We start from the raw sequence: 18,789 nt of genomic DNA on the forward strand, positions 1-18,789 counted from the left end.
TAGACATGGACCCTTGATTCAGGTGGAGGTGGCGGCGGTGCGCCGTACGGTGTTCAACGAGGACCACGAGGCGTTCCGGGAGACCCTGCGCGCCTTCATCGAGGCCGAGGTCGTCCCGGTCTACGACGAGTGGTTCGCGGCCGGCCAGGCGCCGCGCGACTTCTACTACAAGCTCGCCGAGCTCGGCATCTTCGGCATCCGCGTGGACGAGGAGTTCGGCGGCGCCGGCATCGACTCGTACAAGTTCGAAGCCGTGATGTACGAGGAGACCGCCCGCGCGGGCGTCCAGTTCGGCGGCTCCGGTGTGCACGTGCTGCTCGGCCTGCCCTACATCAAGATGCTCGCCACCGACGAGCAGAAGAAGCGCTTCCTGCCGAAGTTCGTCTCCGGCGAGGAGATGTGGGCCCTCGCGATGACCGAGCCGGGCACCGGCTCCGACCTCGCGGGCATGAAGACCACCGCCAAGCTCTCCGAGGACGGCACGCACTACGTCCTCAACGGCTCCAAGACCTTCATCACCGGCGGCGTCCACGCCGACAAGGTGATCGTCTGCGCCCGCACCTCCGCGCCGACCGCCGAGGACCGCCGCCACGGCATCTCCCTCTTCGCCGTCGACACCAAGTCCGAGGGCTACTCGATCGGCCGCAAGCTCGACAAGCTCGGCCTGAAGACCTCCGACACCGCCGAGCTGGCGTTCGTCGACGTGAAGGTCCCCGTCGAGGACCTCCTCGGCGAGGAGAACAAGGGCTTCTACTACCTCGGCCACAACCTCGCGTCCGAGCGCTGGGGCATCGCCTTCGGTGCCTACGCGCAGGCCAAGGCCGCGGTCCGGTTCGCCAAGGAGTACGTCCAGGAGCGCGCCGTCTTCGGCAAGCCCGTCGCCTCCTTCCAGAACACCAAGTTCGAGCTGGCCGCCTGCCAGGCCGAGGTGGACGCGGCCGAGGCCGTCGTCGACCGCGCCCTCGAGGCCCTCGACGCGAACGAGCTGACCCCCGCCGAGGCCGCCAGCGCCAAGCTGTTCTGCACCGAGGTCGCCCACCGCGTCATCGACCGCTGCCTCCAGCTGCACGGCGGCTACGGCTTCATGAACGAGTACCCGATCGCCCGCCTGTACGCGGACAACCGCGTCAACCGCATCTACGGTGGCACCAGCGAGATCATGAAGACGATCATCGCCAAGGACATGGGCCTGTAAGGTCCGCGAAACCCCAAGAAATTACTGGCGGGTACAACTGTCTCCCATGAGCCAGGCACTCCAGAGTCTCCTCGATCTGCTCGACCTCGAGCAGATCGAGGAGAACATCTTCCGCGGCCAGTCCCGGTCCGCCGTCGTCCCGCGCGTCTTCGGCGGACAGGTCGCGGCCCAGGCGCTCGTCGCCGCCGGGCGTACGGTCCCCGCGGACCGGTACGCCCACTCCCTGCACGCGTACTTCCTGCGCCCCGGCGACCCCGGCGCGCCCATCGTCTACAACGTCGACCGCATCCGCGACGGCCGCTCCTTCACCACCCGCCGGGTGGTCGCCGTCCAGCACGGCAAGCCGATCTTCCACCTCTCGGCCTCCTTCCAGACCGACGAGGACGGACTCGACCACCAGACCCCGATGCCGGCCGCGCCCGACCCGGCCACGCTGCCCACCTCCGAGGAGCGGCTGCGCGGCTACGACCACATCGATCCGGTGATCGTCGAGAAGTTCCTGGAGGCGCGCGAGGCCGTCGACCTGCGGTACGCCGAGGAGCCGCCGTACGGGAAGTTCGGCGAGCTGCGTGAGCCGCACTCGCAGGTGTGGTTCCGCACCAACGGCAAGCTCGGCGGTGCTGTTGACGAACCGCTCCTGCACGTCGTCCTCGCCACGTACGTCTCCGACATGACCCTGCTCGACTCGGTCCTGCTCGCGCACGGCCGGGGCGGCTGGGCCGTCGGTGACGTGGTCGGAGCCTCCCTCGACCACGCCATGTGGTTCCACCGGCCCTTCCGCGCCGACGAATGGCTGCTGTACGACCAGGAGTCGCCCTCGGCCCACGGCGGCCGCGGGCTCGGCCAGGCCCGTATCTACACGCAGGACGGACAGCTGGCCATCTCGGTGATCCAGGAAGGACTGGTGCGCGTCCCACGCTGACGGGCCACGCCCACGATCACCGGCGGGCGCGCTCCGCGTCGAGAGGGCCAATGATGCCGGCCTCCCTCAGCAGTCGATCTCTGTCCGCAGTCGATGTGCCGTCACGACGACAGGCCCGCCGCCTCCAGCAGATACGCCGTCATCGGGTCGTAGTGGCGCGGGCTGCGCACGTGGTCGTCGAGGGGGACCGTCACCTGTACGGTTCCCTCGGCCTCGGCGAGGAAGAGCGCCGGGTCGTTGGAGTCGGCGTACCCGACCGAGTCGACGCCGTGCTGTCCCGCGTAGCCCGCCCAGCCGTGGTCCGCGACGACCAGGTCGGGCAGCGGGCGGCCCTCGCTCTCAAGTGCCGTGAGGATGGCCTTCATTCCCTCGCCGGAGTGCGTGTGCCACAGGGTGGCGCCGTGCTCCAGGACCGCCACGTCGGCGAGCTGCCAGACGTACCCCTCGTCGGTCTGCAGCCCCTCCGGGATCACGACGATCTCGCAGCCGGCCGTCCGCAGCGCGGCGGCCGTGGCGCGGTGCACGTCGAGCAGGCCGCCCGGGTGCCCGGTCGCGAACAGCACCCGCTGCTGCCCCTCGGCCGCCTTGCGCAGCCGCGCCGCCATCCGCTCCAGACCGTCGACGGTCAGCTCGGGGTCGATGGTGTCCTGGCCGTACCGGTACTCGGGATCGTCGTTCACGCCGACCCGCTCCGCCATCACCGCGAGCACGTCCTGCTCGTCGCTCCAGCGGTCGCCGAGCTCCAGCCCGAACCAGTAGTGGCGGTCACTGTTCGCCAGCTTGCGGTAGTGGCTGAGATTGTTCTCGCGGGGCGTCGCGACATCGCCCGCGATACGGGTCCGTACAAGGTGGTCGACGAGCTCGGCGCGGCTGGGTGTCCCGGGTATCGGCATGGTTCCCATTGTGAGGCAGTCGACTGTCCGAGTCCCTGGCGTCCCGCACGCTGGGACGTGGGTCACGTACTCATTGTCATGGGTCGAACTACCTATTGCCCCGCCCCCTTCCCTACCGGTCGCCGTGCCTATTGCCGGCGCAGCGCGAACCACAGCTCCATGCGTACGTCCGGGTCGTCCAGGTCCGTGTCGAGGAGCGCGGCGCAGCGGGCGACGCGCTGGCGGACGGTGTTGCGGTGGACGGACAGGGCGACGGCCGTACGGTCCCAACTGCCGTGCAGGGACAGCCAGGTGCGCAGTGTCTCGGTCAGCGCGGGGGTGTCCGCGACCGGGGCGAGGAGCGTGCGGGCGTGCGCCTCGGCCTCCTGCGACGGCACCAGGTCGGCGAGGCCGGCCCGGTCGCCGTGGCGGACCAGGTCCGTGCGGGTGGCGCGGGCACGGGCCAGCGCGCGGGCGGCCTGTGTGTCGGCCGCCGGCCACGCGGACGGGGTCGCGGCGGCGCTGACCCCCAGCGTCCAGCCGGGCTGCGCGGCCGGTTCGCGGTCGGCCGGCACCAGGACCCGTACGACGTCCTGCGCCAGGTCGACCAGGGGCGATCCGAGGGCCGTGCCCAGCGCGGAGGCGGCCACCGGGTCGAGGGTCTGCGCGTCCGGCCGGGCATGCACCACGAGCCACTGTCCGGGTCCGAGGAGGGAGGCCACGTCGGTGGGCGGCGCCCCCAGCAGCAGCCGTACCAGCGCGGACGACCGCGCGGCGCCCGTGCCGCTCTGGTGCTCGCCGGTGAGCAGGGACAGCAGTACGGCGGCGACGGAGGCGATGGTGTGGTCGCCGGGGTCCCGCTGCGGTGTGGCGACCCCGAGCACGAAGCCCTGCCCGGCACCCAGGGCGTAGGCGGCGAGATGGGTGCCCGCGGCGGAGTCGGTGGCGGAGGTGGGGGTCCCCGGGCCGGAGGGGCGTACGACCTCCGCGAGATCGGCCAGTGCTCCGCGCGCCTGGTCGGCCGGCACCCGCCCCGCCGACGCGAGCTCCGCCCCCTCCGGCCCGTACAGCACCGCCCGGCCGCCCACCCGCTGGGCCAGCTGCCGCAGCACCGACGGCACCGGGTCCGGGCGGGACGCCGCGGCGGCGAGGGACTGCTGTGCCTCCGTGACGCGGCGGAGTTCGGCCAGGCGGGCCTGGGCCATCAACTGCCAGACGGCGCGCGCCACCCCCGAGAACGTGGTCTGCGGGGGGACCTCCAGAAGCGGCAGCCGGTGGGCGTCGCAGGCCGCCACCAGGGCGCGCGGCACCGTGTCGTGCACGGGTGCGAGTCCGAAGCCGAGGGCGGCCCCGCCCGCCGCGACGATCCTCGACACGTAGTCGTCGAAGTAGGTGCCCGAGCCGGCGGCCTCCGGGATGTGCACGCCGGCCGTCAGCAGCAGCTCCCCGCCCAGCAGATACGGGTACGGATCGGCCATCTCCGAGGTGTGCGCCCAGTGGATCACGATGTCCGGATCGTCCGGTCCCGCGATCTGCCGCAGGGCCAGATCCTCACGGGCCAGGAGTGAGCTGAGGGGCACGGGTGGAGTAGGGGGAACAGCGGGATCCGGCATGGTGTGCGTTCCCTCCATCCAATGCGGCTCGAATGGATGAAACGTACACTTCGCAGTCGCTTTCCGGCCACCTAATGTCAGTGCTCATCACCCGCCGGCGAGACCGAGCGAAGGAGGGCCCTGTGGCCGTCGACTACACAGTCATCGTCATTTACCTGGCCGGCATGCTGGCCATGGGCTGGTGGGGCATGCGCCGCGCCAAGTCGAAGAGCGAGTTCCTGGTCGCGGGGCGCCGCCTCGGACCCGCCATGTACTCCGGCACCATGGCCGCGATCGTCCTGGGCGGCGCGTCCACCATCGGTGGAGTCGGGCTCGGCTACAAGTACGGCCTGTCGGGCGCCTGGATGGTCTTCACCATCGGCCTCGGGCTGCTCGCCCTGTCCGTCTTCTTCTCCGCCCGCATCGCCCGCCTCAAGGTCTACACCGTCTCCGAGATGCTGGACCTGCGCTACGGCGGCCGCGCGGGCGTCATCTCCGGCGTGGTCATGTGGGCGTACACCCTGATGCTCGCGGTCACCTCGACCATCGCGTACGCCACGATCTTCGACGTCCTCTTCGACATGAACCGGACCGTCGCGATCATCCTCGGCGGCTCGATCGTCGTCGCGTACTCGACGCTCGGCGGCATGTGGTCGATCACGCTCACCGACATGGTGCAGTTCGTGGTGAAGACGATCGGTGTGCTGCTGCTCCTGCTGCCGATCGCGGTCGTCAAGGCGGGCGGCTTCAGCGAGATGAAGGCCAAGCTGCCCACCGAGTACTTCGACCCGCTGGGCATCGGCGGCGAGACGATCTTCACGTACGTCCTGATCTACACGTTCGGCATGCTCATCGGGCAGGACATCTGGCAGCGCGTCTTCACCGCCGGCAGCGACAGGACCGCCAAGTGGGGCGGCACCGTCGCGGGCACCTACTGTCTCGTCTACGCCCTCGCGGGCGCCGTCATCGGCACGGCCGCCAAGGTGCTCTACCCCAAGCTCAGCAGCCCGGACGACGCCTTCGCGACCATCGTCAAGGACGAACTCCCGGTCGGCGTACGGGGGTTGGTACTTGCCGCCGCCCTGGCCGCCGTGATGTCGACGTCGTCCGGCGCGCTGATCGCCTGCGCGACCGTCGCCAACAACGACATCTGGTCCCGGCTGCGGGGAGCGGTGCGCCCCACGGAGGACGCGCACGACGAGGTCAGGGGCAACCGCGTCTTCATCCTGATCATGGGCCTCGCGGTGATCGGCACGGCGATCGCGCTCAACAACGTCGTCGAAGCGCTGACGGTCGCCTACAACCTCCTCGTCGGCGGACTCCTCGTCCCCATCCTCGGCGGGCTGCTGTGGAAGCGCGGCACCGCACAGGGCGCCCTCGCCTCGATCGTCGTCGGCGGCGTCGCGGTCGTCGGCCTGATGGCCGGCTACGGCATCCTCGCCAACGAGCCCGTGTACTACGGCCTGCTGTCGTCCCTGGTCGTGTACGTGGCCGTCTCCCTCGCCACCCCCGCGACCGACGCGGCCGTGCTCGCCGCCTGGCGGGAGCGCCTTGCCGGACGGGCCCCCGAGCGCACCCCCGAACCCGTTCCGGCGCCCCAGTAGAGTCGTAGAGAAGTAGTACAAAAACCTCCATGCGCGATGAAGCGCAGGAAAGAAGGCATTACCCCATGAGCAGCAACGAGACGCCCCGCGGCCCCGTCGACTCCTCCCGCATCCCGCGGTACGCCGGACCCGCGACCTTCGCCCGGCTGCCCCGCCTCGACGAGGTCGGCCGCGCCGACGTCGCGGTCGTGGGCGTGCCGTTCGACTCGGGCGTCTCGTACCGGCCGGGCGCCCGCTTCGGCGGCAACGCGATCCGCGAGGCGTCCCGGCTGCTGCGGCCGTACAACCCGGCGCAGGACGCGTCGCCGTTCGCGCTGGCGCAGGTGGCGGACGCCGGTGACATCGCGGCGAACCCGTTCAACATCAACGAGGCCGTCGACACCATCGAGGCGGCCGCGGACGAGCTGCTCGGCACGGGCGCCCGCCTGATGACCCTGGGTGGCGACCACACGATCGCCCTTCCGCTGTTGCGCTCGGTCGCGAAGAAGCACGGCCCGGTGGCCCTGCTCCACTTCGACGCCCATCTCGACACCTGGGACACGTACTTCGGCGCCGAGTACACGCACGGGACGCCGTTCCGCCGCGCGGTGGAGGAGGGCATCCTCGACACCGAGGCGCTCTCCCACGTCGGCACCCGCGGTCCGCTCTACGGCAAGCAGGACCTCACCGACGACGAGAAGATGGGCTTCGGCATCGTCACGTCGGCGGACATCTACCGCCGGGGCGCCGACGAGGTGGCCGACCAGCTGCGGCAGCGCATCGGCGACCGCCCGCTGTACATCTCCATCGACATCGACTGCCTCGACCCGGCGCACGCGCCCGGCACGGGAACCCCGGAGGCGGGCGGCATGACCTCCCGCGAACTGCTGGAGATCCTGCGCGGACTGGCGTCCTGCCACCTCGTCTCGGCGGATGTCGTCGAGGTGGCGCCCGCGTACGATCACGCGGAGATCACGTCGGTGGCCGCGTCCCACACGGCGTACGAACTGACGACGATCATGTCCCGGCAGATTGCCGCGACACGCAACCAGTAACTCGTAACTCGCAGGGAGACAGAGACCAAGTGACGCACGACCACGACCTGGAACTCCGCCCGACGGCCGCCCAGACGGAGGCCGCGCTGAATCCTCCTCCGGGCCGCAACGGCGGGGACCTGGTCGTGGAGACGTTGTCCGGGCTCGGTGCGACGACGGTGTTCGGCCTGCCCGGCCAGCATGCGCTCGGCATGTTCGACGCGCTGCGCCGCTCCGACCTGCGCTACATCGGCCTGCGGGTGGAGAACAACGCGGGGTTCGCGGCGGACGCGTACGGCCGGATCACGGGCGAGGCGGCACCGCTGCTCCTGTCGACGGGCCCGGGCGCGCTGACGTCACTGGCGGCGCTGCAGGAGGCGCGCGCCGCCTCCGCCCCCGTGCTGGCGATCAGCAGCCAGATCCCCACCCCCGGTCTGGGCGGCGGCAGGCACGGCTATCTGCACGAACTCCCGGACCAGGCGGCCTCGTTCCGGGGCGTGGTGAAGTCGGTCCACACGGTCCGCACCCAGTCCCAGATCCCGTCCGCCGTCGCAGCGGCCTGGAAGTCGGCCCTTACGGCGCCCCACGGCCCGGTGTGGGTGGAGATCCCGCAGGACGTGCTGCTGGCCGAGACGCAGCTGCCGGTGGTGACGGCGGTGGACGCGACCCCCGACGAGCTGCCTCCGCGCCCCGAACTGACCGCCGTGGCCGCCGACTTGCTGTCGAAGGCCGCGCGCCCGGCGATCATCGCGGGCGGCGGAGTGGTACGGGCGGACGCCTCGGGCAAGCTGAGGCGGCTGGCGGAGGTGTTGCGGGCCCCGGTGGTCACCACCCCCGGCGGCAAGGGCGCGTTCCCCTGGAAGCACGAGCTGTCCCTGCAGTCCTGGATCGAGGACCGCCACACCACGGGCTTCCTGGAGGAGGCGGACGTCCTCCTGGTGGTGGGCTCGGGCCTGGGCGAACTCTCCTCGAATTACCACACGTTCAAGCCGCGCGGCCGAGTCATCCAGATCGAGGCCGACCTCGGCAAGCTGGAGTCGAACCACCCGGCGCTGGGCATCCACGCGGACGCCCGCCTGGCGTTGCAGGCGCTGCTGGAGACGGTGCCGGAGCGCACGGACGCCTCGGCGCCCGAGCGGGTCCGTGCGGTCCTGAAGAAGGTCGCCGACCGCATCGCCGCCCAGGAACTCACCCTGGAACAGGACGTGTTGGCCTCGGTCCGCAAGGCGCTTCCGGCCGGCTCCCCGTCCTTTTGGGATATGACGATCTTGGCCTACTGGGCCTGGTCGGCGTTCGACGCCAAGGGCCCCAACCGCCTGCACTCGGCCCAGGGCGCCGGCGGCCTCGGCTACGGCTTCCCGGCGGCCCTCGGCGCGGCCGCGGCGGACCCGACGACCCCGGTGCTCGCGGTGTCGGGCGACGGCGGAGCGCTGTACTCCGTCGCGGAGTTGGCGACGGCCCGCCAGTACGACCTGAACGTCACCTGGCTCATCGTCGACGACGGCGGCTACGGCATCCTGCGCGAGTACATGACGGACGCCTTCGGCCAGGCCACGGCGACGGAACTGACCCGCCCGGACTATGTGGCCCTCGCCGAGTCCTTCGGCGTCCCGGGGGTTCTCACATCCCCCGGGACGCTGGAGACCGACCTGGCGAAGGCGCTGTCGCAGCCGGGGCCCTCAGTGGTCGTACTCCCGGCGGTGCTGCGGATGTTCGCGCCGACGCATCTGGACGGCTGACCGGTCCGACGGCCGACCGTCTACCAGATCGCTTCGACCCACTCCGGGTGGTCGATGAACGGGTTGCGGTTGTGCTGGTACGTGTCGTAGATGACCTGGTTGCGGTTCTCCTCGAAGGCGCTCGGCGGGTCCTCGTCGCTCCACTGCTTGAGGACGGAGAGCTTCCCGATGTAGGGGTTGCTGCCGTTGTTGACGCTCTCGTTGGGCTCCAGGTCGGCGAAGCCGTCGTCGCCCTCGTAGCGCACCGCCATGTAGAGGATCATGCGCGCCACGTCGCCCTTGTCCGCGTCGCGCGGCTCGAAGGAGTCGGAGTCGGTGAGGCTGCCGCCTCCGTTGCTGACGGTGCTGCCGCCGTTGTCGAAGTCCTTGTTGCCACGGATGCTGTTGACCTGGACGTCCGCCGGGCGCAGGTGGTGCAGGTCCGTGCCGGGGCCGGTCACCTCGCCGAAGTCGCCGTGGGACTTCGCCCAGGTGTGCTCGCGGTTCCAGTCGCCCGTGTCACCGCCGTTGAGGGACTTGGCGCGGGAGACACCGCTGTACAGCAGGATCACGTTGTTGCTGTTGTTCGGATCCTGGTCAGTGGCCTTCAGCGCGTTCCAGACCGCGGAGTACGAGATCTTGGTCTGGCTGCTGATGATCGTGTGCAGGGACGACTTCAGGCTCGAGCCCGTCTTGCCGATCGCGTTCTTGTAGTACGTCGAGTCGTAGTCGGTCGTCGTGGCTGCGGCCGAGGTCGCGGTCAGGGTGGGGGCCGTGAGGCCGACCAGGACGGTGGCGGTGGCCAGCGCCACCGACTTCCAGCGGGTGCGTGTCGCCAGCATAAAGGTTGTCCCATCTACGCGGGTTGAATGGAGGCGGCAAACGGGAGCGTGGCATGGACATGCAGTCATGACAATGGACCGCGCGTGTCCATTGGGTGACGGGGACCGGCAAATCGCCCCTTGTCTACGCGAGTTGACGTACGGGAACGGCCCCCGACCGGGTGGTCGGGGGCCGTTGGGTGTCTACCTGTGGATGCGTCAGCCGACGTCCGACGGGTCCAGGCGGTAGATCGTCGAGGTGTTCGACTGGTTCGACGACCCCGACGAGTCGGCCGAGGACGAGGACTTCGAGGAGCCGGAGGTCTTCGAGGAGCCGGAGGTCTTCGAGGACTCCGATGTCGCGTTCTTGTTGTACGCGCTCTCCTTCACCGCCGTGCCGTGCTTCTCCACCCACGTGGTGATCTGCTGGTTGAGGCTGTTGTTGCCGCCCATGCCACCGCCCATGCCGCCGCCGAGCTGGATGTAGTGCAGCTCGCCCTTCTTCACCAGCTCCTTGAGCTTGGCGAGCGTCATCGCGTTGTCGGAGCTGGTGAAGCCCCACATGGAGATGACGGGCTTGCCGCTGCTGAGGATCAGCTGCCCCGCGCTCTGCGAGTTGGACACGGCGAGCAGCCACTTGGCGCCGTCCTGGTGCTTCTCCAGGTACGAGATGAGCTGGCTGTCGGCACCACCCATGCCGCCACCGCCGCCCATACCGCCGCCACCCATGCCGCCAGGACCGCTCGAGCTGCCGCTGCCGCCGGGAGCCGTACCGCCGCCCGGAGCCGTGCCGTTCTCGCCGCCGCCCTGAGCGGTGCCGCCGCCGGGGAACTCCCCGTTCGCGCCGCCCTGTTGGCCACCCTGGCCGTTGGGCGCGCCGCTGGGGGCGCCGCCGCCCTGTGGGAGTTCGCCGTTGCCGCCGCCGGGAGTTGTCTGGCCCTGGCCGCCGCCGGGCATCTCCCCGCCCGCCTGGCCGCCCTGCTGGGTGCCGCCGGGCATCTGGCCGCCGGGACCGCCGTTGCCGCCGCCGCGACCGCCGCCTCCGCCGCCTCCGCCGGGACCGCCCATGCCACCACCGGTGGAGGGGCCCGCGGTCGGGTTGGTGCCGCCCATCATGCCGCTGGAGGAACCGACGGCCGGCGAGGCCGCGTACGCCGTCGGGCCCGCGAGGGCCGCCACGATCGCCGCGACGACGGACGCGCCGAGCAGCCGGACCCTGGTGCCGGAGCCGACCGAGCGGAAGACGAACAGGCCCACGATGGCGAGGACCATGACGACACCGACGGCCGGCCACAGCCAGGTGTTCCAGCCGGAGGCCCGGCGCAGCAGCACGATCGCCCAGATGCCGGTGACCGTGAGCCCGGCGGGCAGCACCCACGACCAGCGCGCGTCACCGCTGCGGAAGGCGCGCCACAGCATGACGCCGCCCGCGCCGGTCAGCGCCGCGATGCCCGGGGCGAGCGCGGTCGTGTAGTACGGGTGCATCGTGCCCTCGGCCATCGCGAAGGTCAGGTAGTGCAGCACGAGCCAGCCGCCCCACAGCACCAGCGCGGCGCGCGTCAGGTCGGTGCGCGGCGCGCGGCCGCACAGCACCAGGCCGCCGACGAGCGCGATACCCGCGAAAGGGATCAGCCAGGAGATCTGGCCGCCGAGGATCTCGTTGAACATACGGCCGATGCCCGCGGTCCCGGCGAAGGTGCCGCCGCCTCCACCGCCGCCGCCTCCGCCGTTGCCCTCGCCGCCGAGGACCCGGCCCAGGCCGTTGTAGCCCATGATCAGGTTCCAGGCGGAGCCGTCCGTGGAGCCGCCGATGTAGGGGCGGTCGTCGGCCGGGACGAGGGACACGGCCGTCGCCCACCAGAAGCTGGCGACCGCCAACGCCACGGCCGCAAGGGCCAGGTTGACGACCTTCTTCTTCCAGCCGAGCTTCGACGCGTACACGTACACGGCGAAGACGGCCGGCAGGGCGATGTAGCCCTGGAGCATCTTCGTGTTGAAGGCGAGCCCGAAGCACACCGCGGAGCCGATGAGCGGCAGCAGCCGGTCGTTGTGCACGGCGCGCAGGGCGAGGGCCGCGCCCCCGACCATCAGCAGGACGAGGATGGTGTCCGGGTTGTTGTCGCGGTTGATGGCGACCGTGATCGGCGTCAGCGCGAGGACCAGCGCCGCGATGATGGCCGCCACGTGCCCGAAGACCCGCTTCACGGAGGAGTGCAGGATCCAGATGGTGCCCAGCGCGGCCCCGATCTCGGGCGCCATCATCTGCCAGGTGCCGTAGCCGAGGATCCGGCAGGACAGGCCCATGATCATGAGCGCGAACGGCGGCTTGTCGACGGTGATGAAGTTGCCCGCGTCGAGCGAGCCGAAGAACCACGCCTCCCAGCTCTTCGTGCCGCTGTAGATGGCCGCGCTGTAGAAGCTGTTGAGGCTGTTGCCGGACAGGTTCCAGGCATACAGGACCGTCGCCAGGACCAGGACCGCGATCAGGGCGGGCAGCGACCAGTGTGGTGCCTTGTCCGGTGGTGCCGCGGGTGGAGCCGGCGGCGGCCAGTCGGCGGACACGGGTTCGGTGTGGGGGAGTGGATCGGTGGCAGATGTCACCCGGGCATCGTGCAAACGGGGAGTGGGTGCGCGCTGTGGCGAACCTGGCTCCCCGCTGTGAAAACGCAAAGGAAGGGGTAACGCCTTGTGCGGGCTTTTCCCAACGGACCTGGTGGCGCGTACAACCTTTCAGCCGAACCTGTGAGTCAACAGGAGCATGACTCACGGCACTTCAAGATCCGCGACATCAAGACGCGCGAGAGCGCTCGCCGTCGGACTCGGCGTCCTCATACCCGCTGTGGCCGCCGCCGCGCCCGCCGCCGCGGCGACACCGACGGTCAGCTGTACGTCCTCGAAGGCCGCTCTGGCCACCAAGCTCCAGAAGGACATCACCGCCGCCCTCGCGAACCGCAAGGGCACCGTCGCGGTCGGCCTCTACGACCGCACCACCAAGACCACCTGCTCGCTCCGCTCCACCAGCGCCTACGACTCGGCCAGCGTCGTCAAGGTCACCGTCCTCGCCACGCTGCTGTGGGACGCGAAGAAGCACAACCGCTATCTGACCAGCACCGAGGCCTCGCTCACCAAGGCCATGATCACCAAGTCCGACAACGACGCGACCAGCAAGCTCTGGAAGCAGCTCGGCATGACGAAGATCAAGGGCTTCCTCGCCGCCGCCGGAATGACGAAGACCGTCCCGGGTGCCAACGGCTACTGGGGCCTGACCCAGATCAACGTCACCGACGAGCAGAAGCTGCTCAAGCTGATCACCGCGCCGAACACGGTCCTGAGCGACAACTCCCGCGCGTACATCCTGAAGTTGATGGGCCAGGTCATCTCCTCGCAGCGCTGGGGCACGCCGTACGGCACTCCCTCCGGCGTCTCCTGGCACGTCAAGAACGGCTGGCTGCAGCGCTCCACGCACGGCTGGCGGGTACACAGCGTCGGCACCTTCAACGGCGGCGGCCACGACTACATGATCACCGTGCTCACGTGGGGCAACAGCACCATGAACTACGGTATTTCGACCATTCAGGGCGTCGCGAAGGTCATTCACAAGGATCTTGCCGCGAGTTGACCTCTGCCGGTCTCCCGCCCGTCACCATCCCGCCCTACGGTGACGCCCATGCGCCTGAGAACCATCATCGCGACCGTCACCGCGGCCCTGGCGGCGGCCACCACGCTGACCGCCGCCGGGCCCGCCACGGCCGGCCCGCAGTCGACCCACGCCTGCTCGCCCTCCGTCTCCATCGACCGCTTCTCCGACGCGCTCGACAAGACGACGTACCAGGGCACCTTCGTCGGCAACTTCTCCGCGCTCGCCGTGGACCGCGACGGTTCGCTCGCCGCGCTGGAGGACCGCTCCTCCCTCTTCAGCCTCGACGCGAAGACGCTCCAGCCGAAGGGCGTCGTCCAGCTCGCCGACGAGAAGGGGGCCGCGCTCGACAGCGAGGGCCTCGTCATCGACCGCGACGGCACCCGCCTGATCACCTCGGAGACCGAGCCGTCGATCCGCCGCTACTCCCGCGACGGCAGGATCCTCGACCGCCTCCCGGTGCCGTCCTCGCTCCTGGTCGCCCCCGCCGGACGCGCCACGTCCAACCTGACCTTCGAGGGCCTGACCCTCCTGCCCGGCGGCCACACCCTGGTGGCGTCGATGGAGAACGCGCTCTCCGGCGACAGCGCCTCGATCGTGCGCTTCCAGACCTGGCAGCGGACGAAGGGCGGGCACTTCAAGCTCTCCGCCCAGTACGCCTACCCCATCGACTCCGGCCTCGGCGTCCCCGAGGTCCAGGCCACCCCCGACGGCCGCCTGCTCGTCCTGGAGCGCGGCTTCACCTCCGGCGTCGGCAACACGGTCCGCCTCTACCTGGCCGACCCCCGCCACGCGACGGACACCAGCGGCATCGAGAACCTCACGGGCCAGCCCGGCGTACGCCTGATCAAGAAGACCCTCCTCACCGACATCGTGACCTGCCCGTCACTGGGAGCGACGGCCAAGCAGCCGCAGCCCAACCCCCTCCTCGACAACATCGAGGGCATGACGATCACGGGCCGCGACGCGCGGGGCCGTCTGAAGGTGCTCCTGGTCAGCGACGACAACCAGAACGCGGTGCAGACGACGCGGTTCTACTACTTGCGGGTACGCGTCTGAGCCCTGCCTCCGTTTTGTTGCGGAGGGATGAAATCCGGTTCCGTTTGCGTTGGTGCCTTCCGGTAGATCAGATCTGAAGGAAGGCACCCGCGTGGCAGCGCAACAGGGGGAGACGCGAGGCTGGGCGCGCAGGCTGGCGGCGTACGCATGGCGCCACCCCAAGGACGTCGTCCTCGCCCTCGGCTCCTCTCTCGGCGGCATGGCCGTGATGGCGGTGGTCCCGCTCGTCACCAAGGTGATCATCGACGACGTCATCGGCGACCACAGCCGCGACATGGCCCCCTGGGCCGGTGCCCTGCTCGGCGCCGCCGTGGTCGTCTACGTCTTCACCTTCATACGTCGCTACTACGGCGGCCGCCTCGCCCTCGACGTCCAGCACGACTTGCGGACCGAGATGTTCGAGACGATCACCCGCCTCGACGGCCGCCGTCAGGACGAGCTGTCCACCGGCCAGGTCGTCGGCCGAGCCACCAGCGACCTCCAGCTGATCCAGGGCCTGCTGTTCATGCTCCCGATGACCATCGGGAACGTCCTCCTCTTCGTGATCTCCCTCGCGATCATGGCCTGGCTGTCCCTGCCGCTCACCATGGTCGCTCTCGCCGTGGCCCCGGCGCTGTGGTGGATCGCGAGGCGCTCCCGCTCCAAGCTCCACCCCGCCACCTGGTACGCCCAGGCCCAGGCCGCCGCCGTCGCGGGCGTGGTCGACGGCGCCGTCAGCGGCGTACGCGTGGTGAAGGGCTTCGGGCAGGAGGAGCAGGAGACCGGGAAGCTCAGGGAGGTCGGGCGGCGGCTCTTCGCGGGGCGCCTGCGCACCATCCGTCTGAACTCCACCTACACCCCGGCCCTCCAGGCCGTCCCCGCCCTCGGCCAGGTGGCCATGCTCGCGCTCGGCGGCTGGCTGGCGGTCGGCGGGCACATCACCCTCGGCACCTTCGTCGCCTTCTCCACCTACCTCGCCCAGCTGGTCGGCCCGGTCCGCATGCTCGCCATGGTCCTCACGGTCGGGCAGCAGGCGCGGGCGGGCACCGAGCGCGTCCTCGAACTGATCGACACCGAGCCGTCGATGACGGACGGCACCAAGACCCTCCCCGCCGACGCGCCCGCGACCGTCGAGTTCGACGACGTCTCCTTCGGCTACGACGACACGCGCCCCGTCCTCGACGGGCTCAGCTTCGAGATCCGCCCCGGCGAGACCCTCGCCGTCGTCGGCTCCTCCGGCTCCGGCAAGTCCACCGTCTCCCTCCTCCTGCCGCGCTTCTACGACGTCACCCACGGCGCCGTCCTCGTGGGCGGCCACGACGTCCGCGAGCTCACCCTCGACTCGCTGCGAGCCGCGATCGGACTGGTCCCCGAGGACTCCTTCCTCTTCTCGGACACGATCCGCAACAACATCGCGTACGGCCGCCCCGACGCGACCGACGAGCAGATCGAGGCGGCCGCCCGCGCCGCCCAGGCGGACCGCTTCATCGTCGAGCTCCCCGAGGGCTACGGGACCACGGTCGGCGAGCACGGTCTGACCCTCTCCGGCGGCCAGCGCCAGCGTGTGGCCCTCGCCCGCGCGATCCTCACCGACCCGCGGCTCCTCGTCCTCGACGACGCCACCTCCGCCGTCGACGCCCGTGTCGAGCACGAGATCCACGAGGCCCTGAAGGAGGTCATGCGGGGCCGCACGACCCTCCTCATCGCGCACCGCCGCTCCACCCTCAACCTCGCCGACCGCATAGCCGTCCTCGACGGCGGCCGCCTCGCCGACATCGGCACCCACGAGGAACTGCAGGAGCGATCCGCCCTCTACCGCCGTCTGCTCACCGACCCCGACGAGCTCGGCGGTGTCTCACCCGGTCACACCCCGCCCGCCGCGCCCTGCGAGGACACCTCCGTACGGGACGAGCTGGACGCGGAGTTCGACGCCGAGCGCGGGGTGACGCCCCGCCTGTGGACCGGCGACCGCGAACCCAAGGACACCGCGATGGCCGGAATGCCGGCCACCCCCGAACTCCTCTCCGAGGTCGACGCGCTGCCCCCGGCGACCGACGTCCCGGACATCGACGAGGCGCGTGCGGTGCGGCCGGAGGAGTCGTACGGCCTCAAGCGCCTGCTGCATGGCTTCGGGCTGCCGCTGCTGGTCAGCCTGGCCCTCGTCGCCGTGGACGCGGGCATGAGCCTGCTGCTCCCGATCATGATCCGGCACGGCATCGACCAGGGCGTCAGCAAGCTCGCCCTCGGCGCGGTCTGGTCGGCCTCGCTGCTGGCCCTGCTCGCCGTAGTGGTGCAGTGGGTGGCGCAGCGGGGCGAGACCCGGATGACCGGGCGGACCGGCGAGCGGGTCCTGTACTCCCTGCGCCTGAAGATCTTCGCCCAGCTCCAGCGGCTCGGACTCGACTACTACGAGCGGGAGTTGACCGGCCGGATCATGACGAGGATGACGACGGACGTCGACGCCCTCTCCACCTTCCTGCAGACCGGCCTGGTCACCGCCTTCGTCTCCGTCGTCACCTTTTTCGGCATCATGGGTGCCCTGCTGGTGATCGACATCCAGCTCGCGCTCGTCGTCTTCGCCACCCTGCCGCCACTGATCGTCGCCACGTTCTTCTTCCGCCGGGCGAGCGTGAAGGCGTACGAACTCGCCCGTGAGCGGGTGGCGTTGGTCAACGCCGACCTCCAGGAGTCGGTGTCCGGGCTGCGGATCGTGCAGGCCTTCCGGCGCGAGAGCGACGGCGGCCGGCGGTTCGCGGAGCGCAGCGCCAGCTACCGCCGGGCCCGGATCCGGGGCCAGTGGCTGATATCCGTCTACTTCCCCTTCGTGCAGCTCCTGTCGTCCGTCGCCGCCGCCGCCGTACTGATCTCGGGCGCGGGACGGATCGACGCGGCCACGCTCACGACCGGTGCGCTGGTCGCGTACCTCCTCTACATCGACCTGTTCTTCGCGCCGGTCCAGCAGCTCTCCCAGGTCTTCGACGGCTACCAGCAGGCCACCGTCTCCCTGGGCCGCATCCAGGAACTGCTCCAGGAGCCGACCTCCACCAAGGCCGCCGACGAACCGCTCGAGGTGCTCTCCCTGCGTGGCGAGGTCGCCTTCGAGGGCGTGCACTTCGCGTACGGCTCCGCCGATGAGGCACAGGGGGAAGAGGCGCTCGGCGGCGTCGAGTTGAGGATCCCGGCCGGACAGACCGTCGCGTTCGTCGGCGAGACCGGCGCGGGCAAGTCCACCATCGTCAAGCTCGTGGCGCGCTTCTACGACCCGACGGGCGGCCGGGTCACGGTCGACGGCCAGGACCTGCGCACCCTCGACATCACCTCCTACCGGCACCGTCTCGGCGTCGTCCCGCAGGAGGCGTACCTCTTCCAGGGCACCGTCCGCGACGCCATCGCCTACGGCCGCCCGGACGCCACCGACGCGGAGGTCGAGGCGGCGGCCCGCGCGGTCGGCGCGCACGAGATGATCGCCACGCTCGACGGCGGCTACCTCCACGAGGTCGCCGAACGCGGCCGCAACCTCTCGGCGGGCCAGCGCCAGCTGATCGCCCTGGCCCGCGCGGAACTGGTCGACCCCGACGTCCTCCTCCTCGACGAGGCGACCGCCGCCCTGGACCTGGCCACGGAGGCCCAGGTCAACCAGGCGACGGACCGTCTGGCAGGCCGCCGTACGACGCTCGTGGTGGCCCACCGCCTGACCACGGCCGCCCGCGCGGACCGGGTGGTCGTCATGGATCACGGCCGGGTCGTCGAGGACGGCACGCACGAGGTACTGCTCGCGCGCGGCGGCCGGTACGCCGACCTGTGGCGGACGTTCATCGGGCAGGCCGAGCCGGAGGAGCCGGTGGGCGTGACGCGCTGACGGTCGTGCAACCATCCGACATACGTCGTGCGTCCGTACACCAGTACGCTCATCGCCGGGGTACGGGAGGACCGACAGTGGACAGTGGAGCGATACGGCGGCGGCTCGCGGGGGTCCTGGCCGTGCTGACCGCTTCCGGGCTGCTCGCCGTCGCGGCGCCGGGGCAGGCGCAGGCCGCCCCGTCGTCCTGCTCGGGCCGCAAGGTCAGGACGTTCCCCTTCTCCACCGGCTCCGTGAAGCTCTACAAGAGCGGCAACTACCTCTGCGCCGTCACCGTCCCCAGGAGCACCGGCCCCCGGCGCACGATGATGGTCAGCCTGCGGGTGCGCGGCTTCGAGCCCATAGAGGACAAGGGGCTGTACACACACCATGCCGGACCGGTGCGTTCGTACGTCGGACACCGCAAGGTGTGGATCAAGGGTTCGGTGGGCGGGGGGTCGTACGACTCCCACGGCTGGAAGCGGTACTGAACCCGGCAATAGCCACGGGCTTTGCATCTCCCCTGGTGCGTACCGGAG

General features: G+C 70.5%; 13 protein-coding genes. 9 read left to right on the forward strand and 4 right to left on the reverse strand.

Annotated elements, in window-relative coordinates; genetic code table 11:
* Positions 1-37: 37 nt before the first annotated feature.
* On the forward strand, positions 38-1,195 hold the full coding sequence (locus OG303_RS31135; RefSeq protein ID WP_405877576.1) for an acyl-CoA dehydrogenase family protein: 1,158 nt from the start codon (positions 38-40) through the stop codon (positions 1,193-1,195).
* A gap of 46 nt (positions 1,196-1,241) precedes the next feature.
* Positions 1,242-2,117 carry an acyl-CoA thioesterase gene (locus OG303_RS31140; RefSeq protein ID WP_405872519.1) on the forward strand — a complete coding sequence of 292 codons (876 nt, stop codon included), beginning with the start codon at positions 1,242-1,244 and terminating at the stop codon, positions 2,115-2,117.
* Positions 2,118-2,218: 101 nt separating this feature from the next.
* On the opposite strand, the gene OG303_RS31145 is transcribed toward OG303_RS31140, so the two are convergent.
* Positions 2,219-3,010 (reverse strand): phosphatase, encoded by a 792-nt coding sequence (locus OG303_RS31145; protein ID WP_405872520.1) that lies wholly within the window; start codon positions 3,008-3,010, stop codon positions 2,219-2,221.
* Positions 3,011-3,138: 128 nt separating this feature from the next.
* The gene (locus OG303_RS31150; protein ID WP_405872522.1) at positions 3,139-4,602 is read right to left on the reverse strand and encodes a PucR family transcriptional regulator ligand-binding domain-containing protein; all 1,464 of its coding nucleotides are present in this window, start codon (positions 4,600-4,602) and stop codon (positions 3,139-3,141) included.
* A gap of 122 nt (positions 4,603-4,724) precedes the next feature.
* Between OG303_RS31150 and OG303_RS31155 the strand changes: the two genes are divergently transcribed.
* The 3 genes from OG303_RS31155 to OG303_RS31165 all read left to right on the forward strand — a co-directional run bounded on the left by OG303_RS31155 (position 4,725) and on the right by OG303_RS31165 (position 8,937).
* Positions 4,725-6,185, forward strand: coding sequence for a sodium:solute symporter (locus tag OG303_RS31155; RefSeq protein ID WP_405872524.1), 1,461 nt, complete (start codon positions 4,725-4,727; stop codon positions 6,183-6,185).
* A gap of 65 nt (positions 6,186-6,250) precedes the next feature.
* A complete protein-coding gene (gene speB / locus OG303_RS31160; RefSeq protein WP_405872525.1) occupies positions 6,251-7,219 on the forward strand; it encodes an agmatinase in 969 nt (322 codons plus the stop codon).
* A 29-nt stretch (positions 7,220-7,248) separates the two neighbouring features.
* A complete protein-coding gene (locus tag OG303_RS31165; RefSeq protein ID WP_405872527.1) occupies positions 7,249-8,937 on the forward strand; it encodes a thiamine pyrophosphate-binding protein in 1,689 nt (562 codons plus the stop codon).
* 20 nt (positions 8,938-8,957) lie between these two features.
* Here OG303_RS31165 and OG303_RS31170 read toward each other — a convergent pair whose 3' ends face one another.
* Positions 8,958-9,758, reverse strand: coding sequence for an endonuclease I family protein (locus OG303_RS31170; RefSeq protein ID WP_405872528.1), 801 nt, complete (start codon positions 9,756-9,758; stop codon positions 8,958-8,960).
* Between the two features lie 198 nt (positions 9,759-9,956).
* Entirely contained in the window at positions 9,957-12,338 is a 2,382-nt protein-coding gene (locus OG303_RS31175) for a glycosyltransferase family 39 protein (protein ID WP_405872530.1), read from the reverse strand.
* Positions 12,339-12,495: 157 nt separating this feature from the next.
* Here OG303_RS31175 and OG303_RS31180 point away from each other — a divergent pair, with 157 nt between their 5' ends.
* From OG303_RS31180 to OG303_RS31195, 4 genes are all read left to right on the forward strand, one after another.
* Entirely contained in the window at positions 12,496-13,356 is an 861-nt protein-coding gene (locus OG303_RS31180) for a serine hydrolase (protein WP_405872532.1), read from the forward strand.
* A 48-nt stretch (positions 13,357-13,404) separates the two neighbouring features.
* Entirely contained in the window at positions 13,405-14,433 is a 1,029-nt protein-coding gene (locus OG303_RS31185; RefSeq protein WP_405872534.1) for an esterase-like activity of phytase family protein, read from the forward strand.
* A gap of 91 nt (positions 14,434-14,524) precedes the next feature.
* On the forward strand, positions 14,525-18,271 hold the full coding sequence (locus OG303_RS31190) for an ABC transporter ATP-binding protein (RefSeq protein WP_405872536.1): 3,747 nt from the start codon (positions 14,525-14,527) through the stop codon (positions 18,269-18,271).
* A 77-nt stretch (positions 18,272-18,348) separates the two neighbouring features.
* Positions 18,349-18,741, forward strand: coding sequence for a hypothetical protein (locus OG303_RS31195; RefSeq protein WP_405872538.1), 393 nt, complete (start codon positions 18,349-18,351; stop codon positions 18,739-18,741).
* Positions 18,742-18,789 lie beyond the last annotated feature (48 nt).

Source organism: Streptomyces sp. NBC_00005 (assembly GCF_045160215.1).
In the GTDB taxonomy this organism is placed as follows: Bacteria; Actinomycetota; Actinomycetes; order Streptomycetales; family Streptomycetaceae; genus Streptomyces.

Excerpts from the sequence above, each read along its gene's own strand:
- OG303_RS31140 (WP_405872519.1), top strand. The coding sequence starts at position 1,242 with ATGAGCCAGGCACTCCAGAGTCTCCTCGATCTGCTCGACCTCGAGCAG.
- OG303_RS31145 (WP_405872520.1), bottom strand. The coding sequence starts at position 3,010 with ATGCCGATACCCGGGACACCCAGCCGCGCCGAGCTCGTCGACCACCTT.
- OG303_RS31150 (WP_405872522.1), bottom strand. The coding sequence starts at position 4,602 with ATGCCGGATCCCGCTGTTCCCCCTACTCCACCCGTGCCCCTCAGCTCA.
- speB (WP_405872525.1), top strand. The coding sequence starts at position 6,251 with ATGAGCAGCAACGAGACGCCCCGCGGCCCCGTCGACTCCTCCCGCATC.
- OG303_RS31170 (WP_405872528.1), bottom strand. The coding sequence starts at position 9,758 with ATGCTGGCGACACGCACCCGCTGGAAGTCGGTGGCGCTGGCCACCGCC.
- OG303_RS31180 (WP_405872532.1), top strand. The coding sequence starts at position 12,496 with ATGACTCACGGCACTTCAAGATCCGCGACATCAAGACGCGCGAGAGCG.
- OG303_RS31185 (WP_405872534.1), top strand. The coding sequence starts at position 13,405 with ATGCGCCTGAGAACCATCATCGCGACCGTCACCGCGGCCCTGGCGGCG.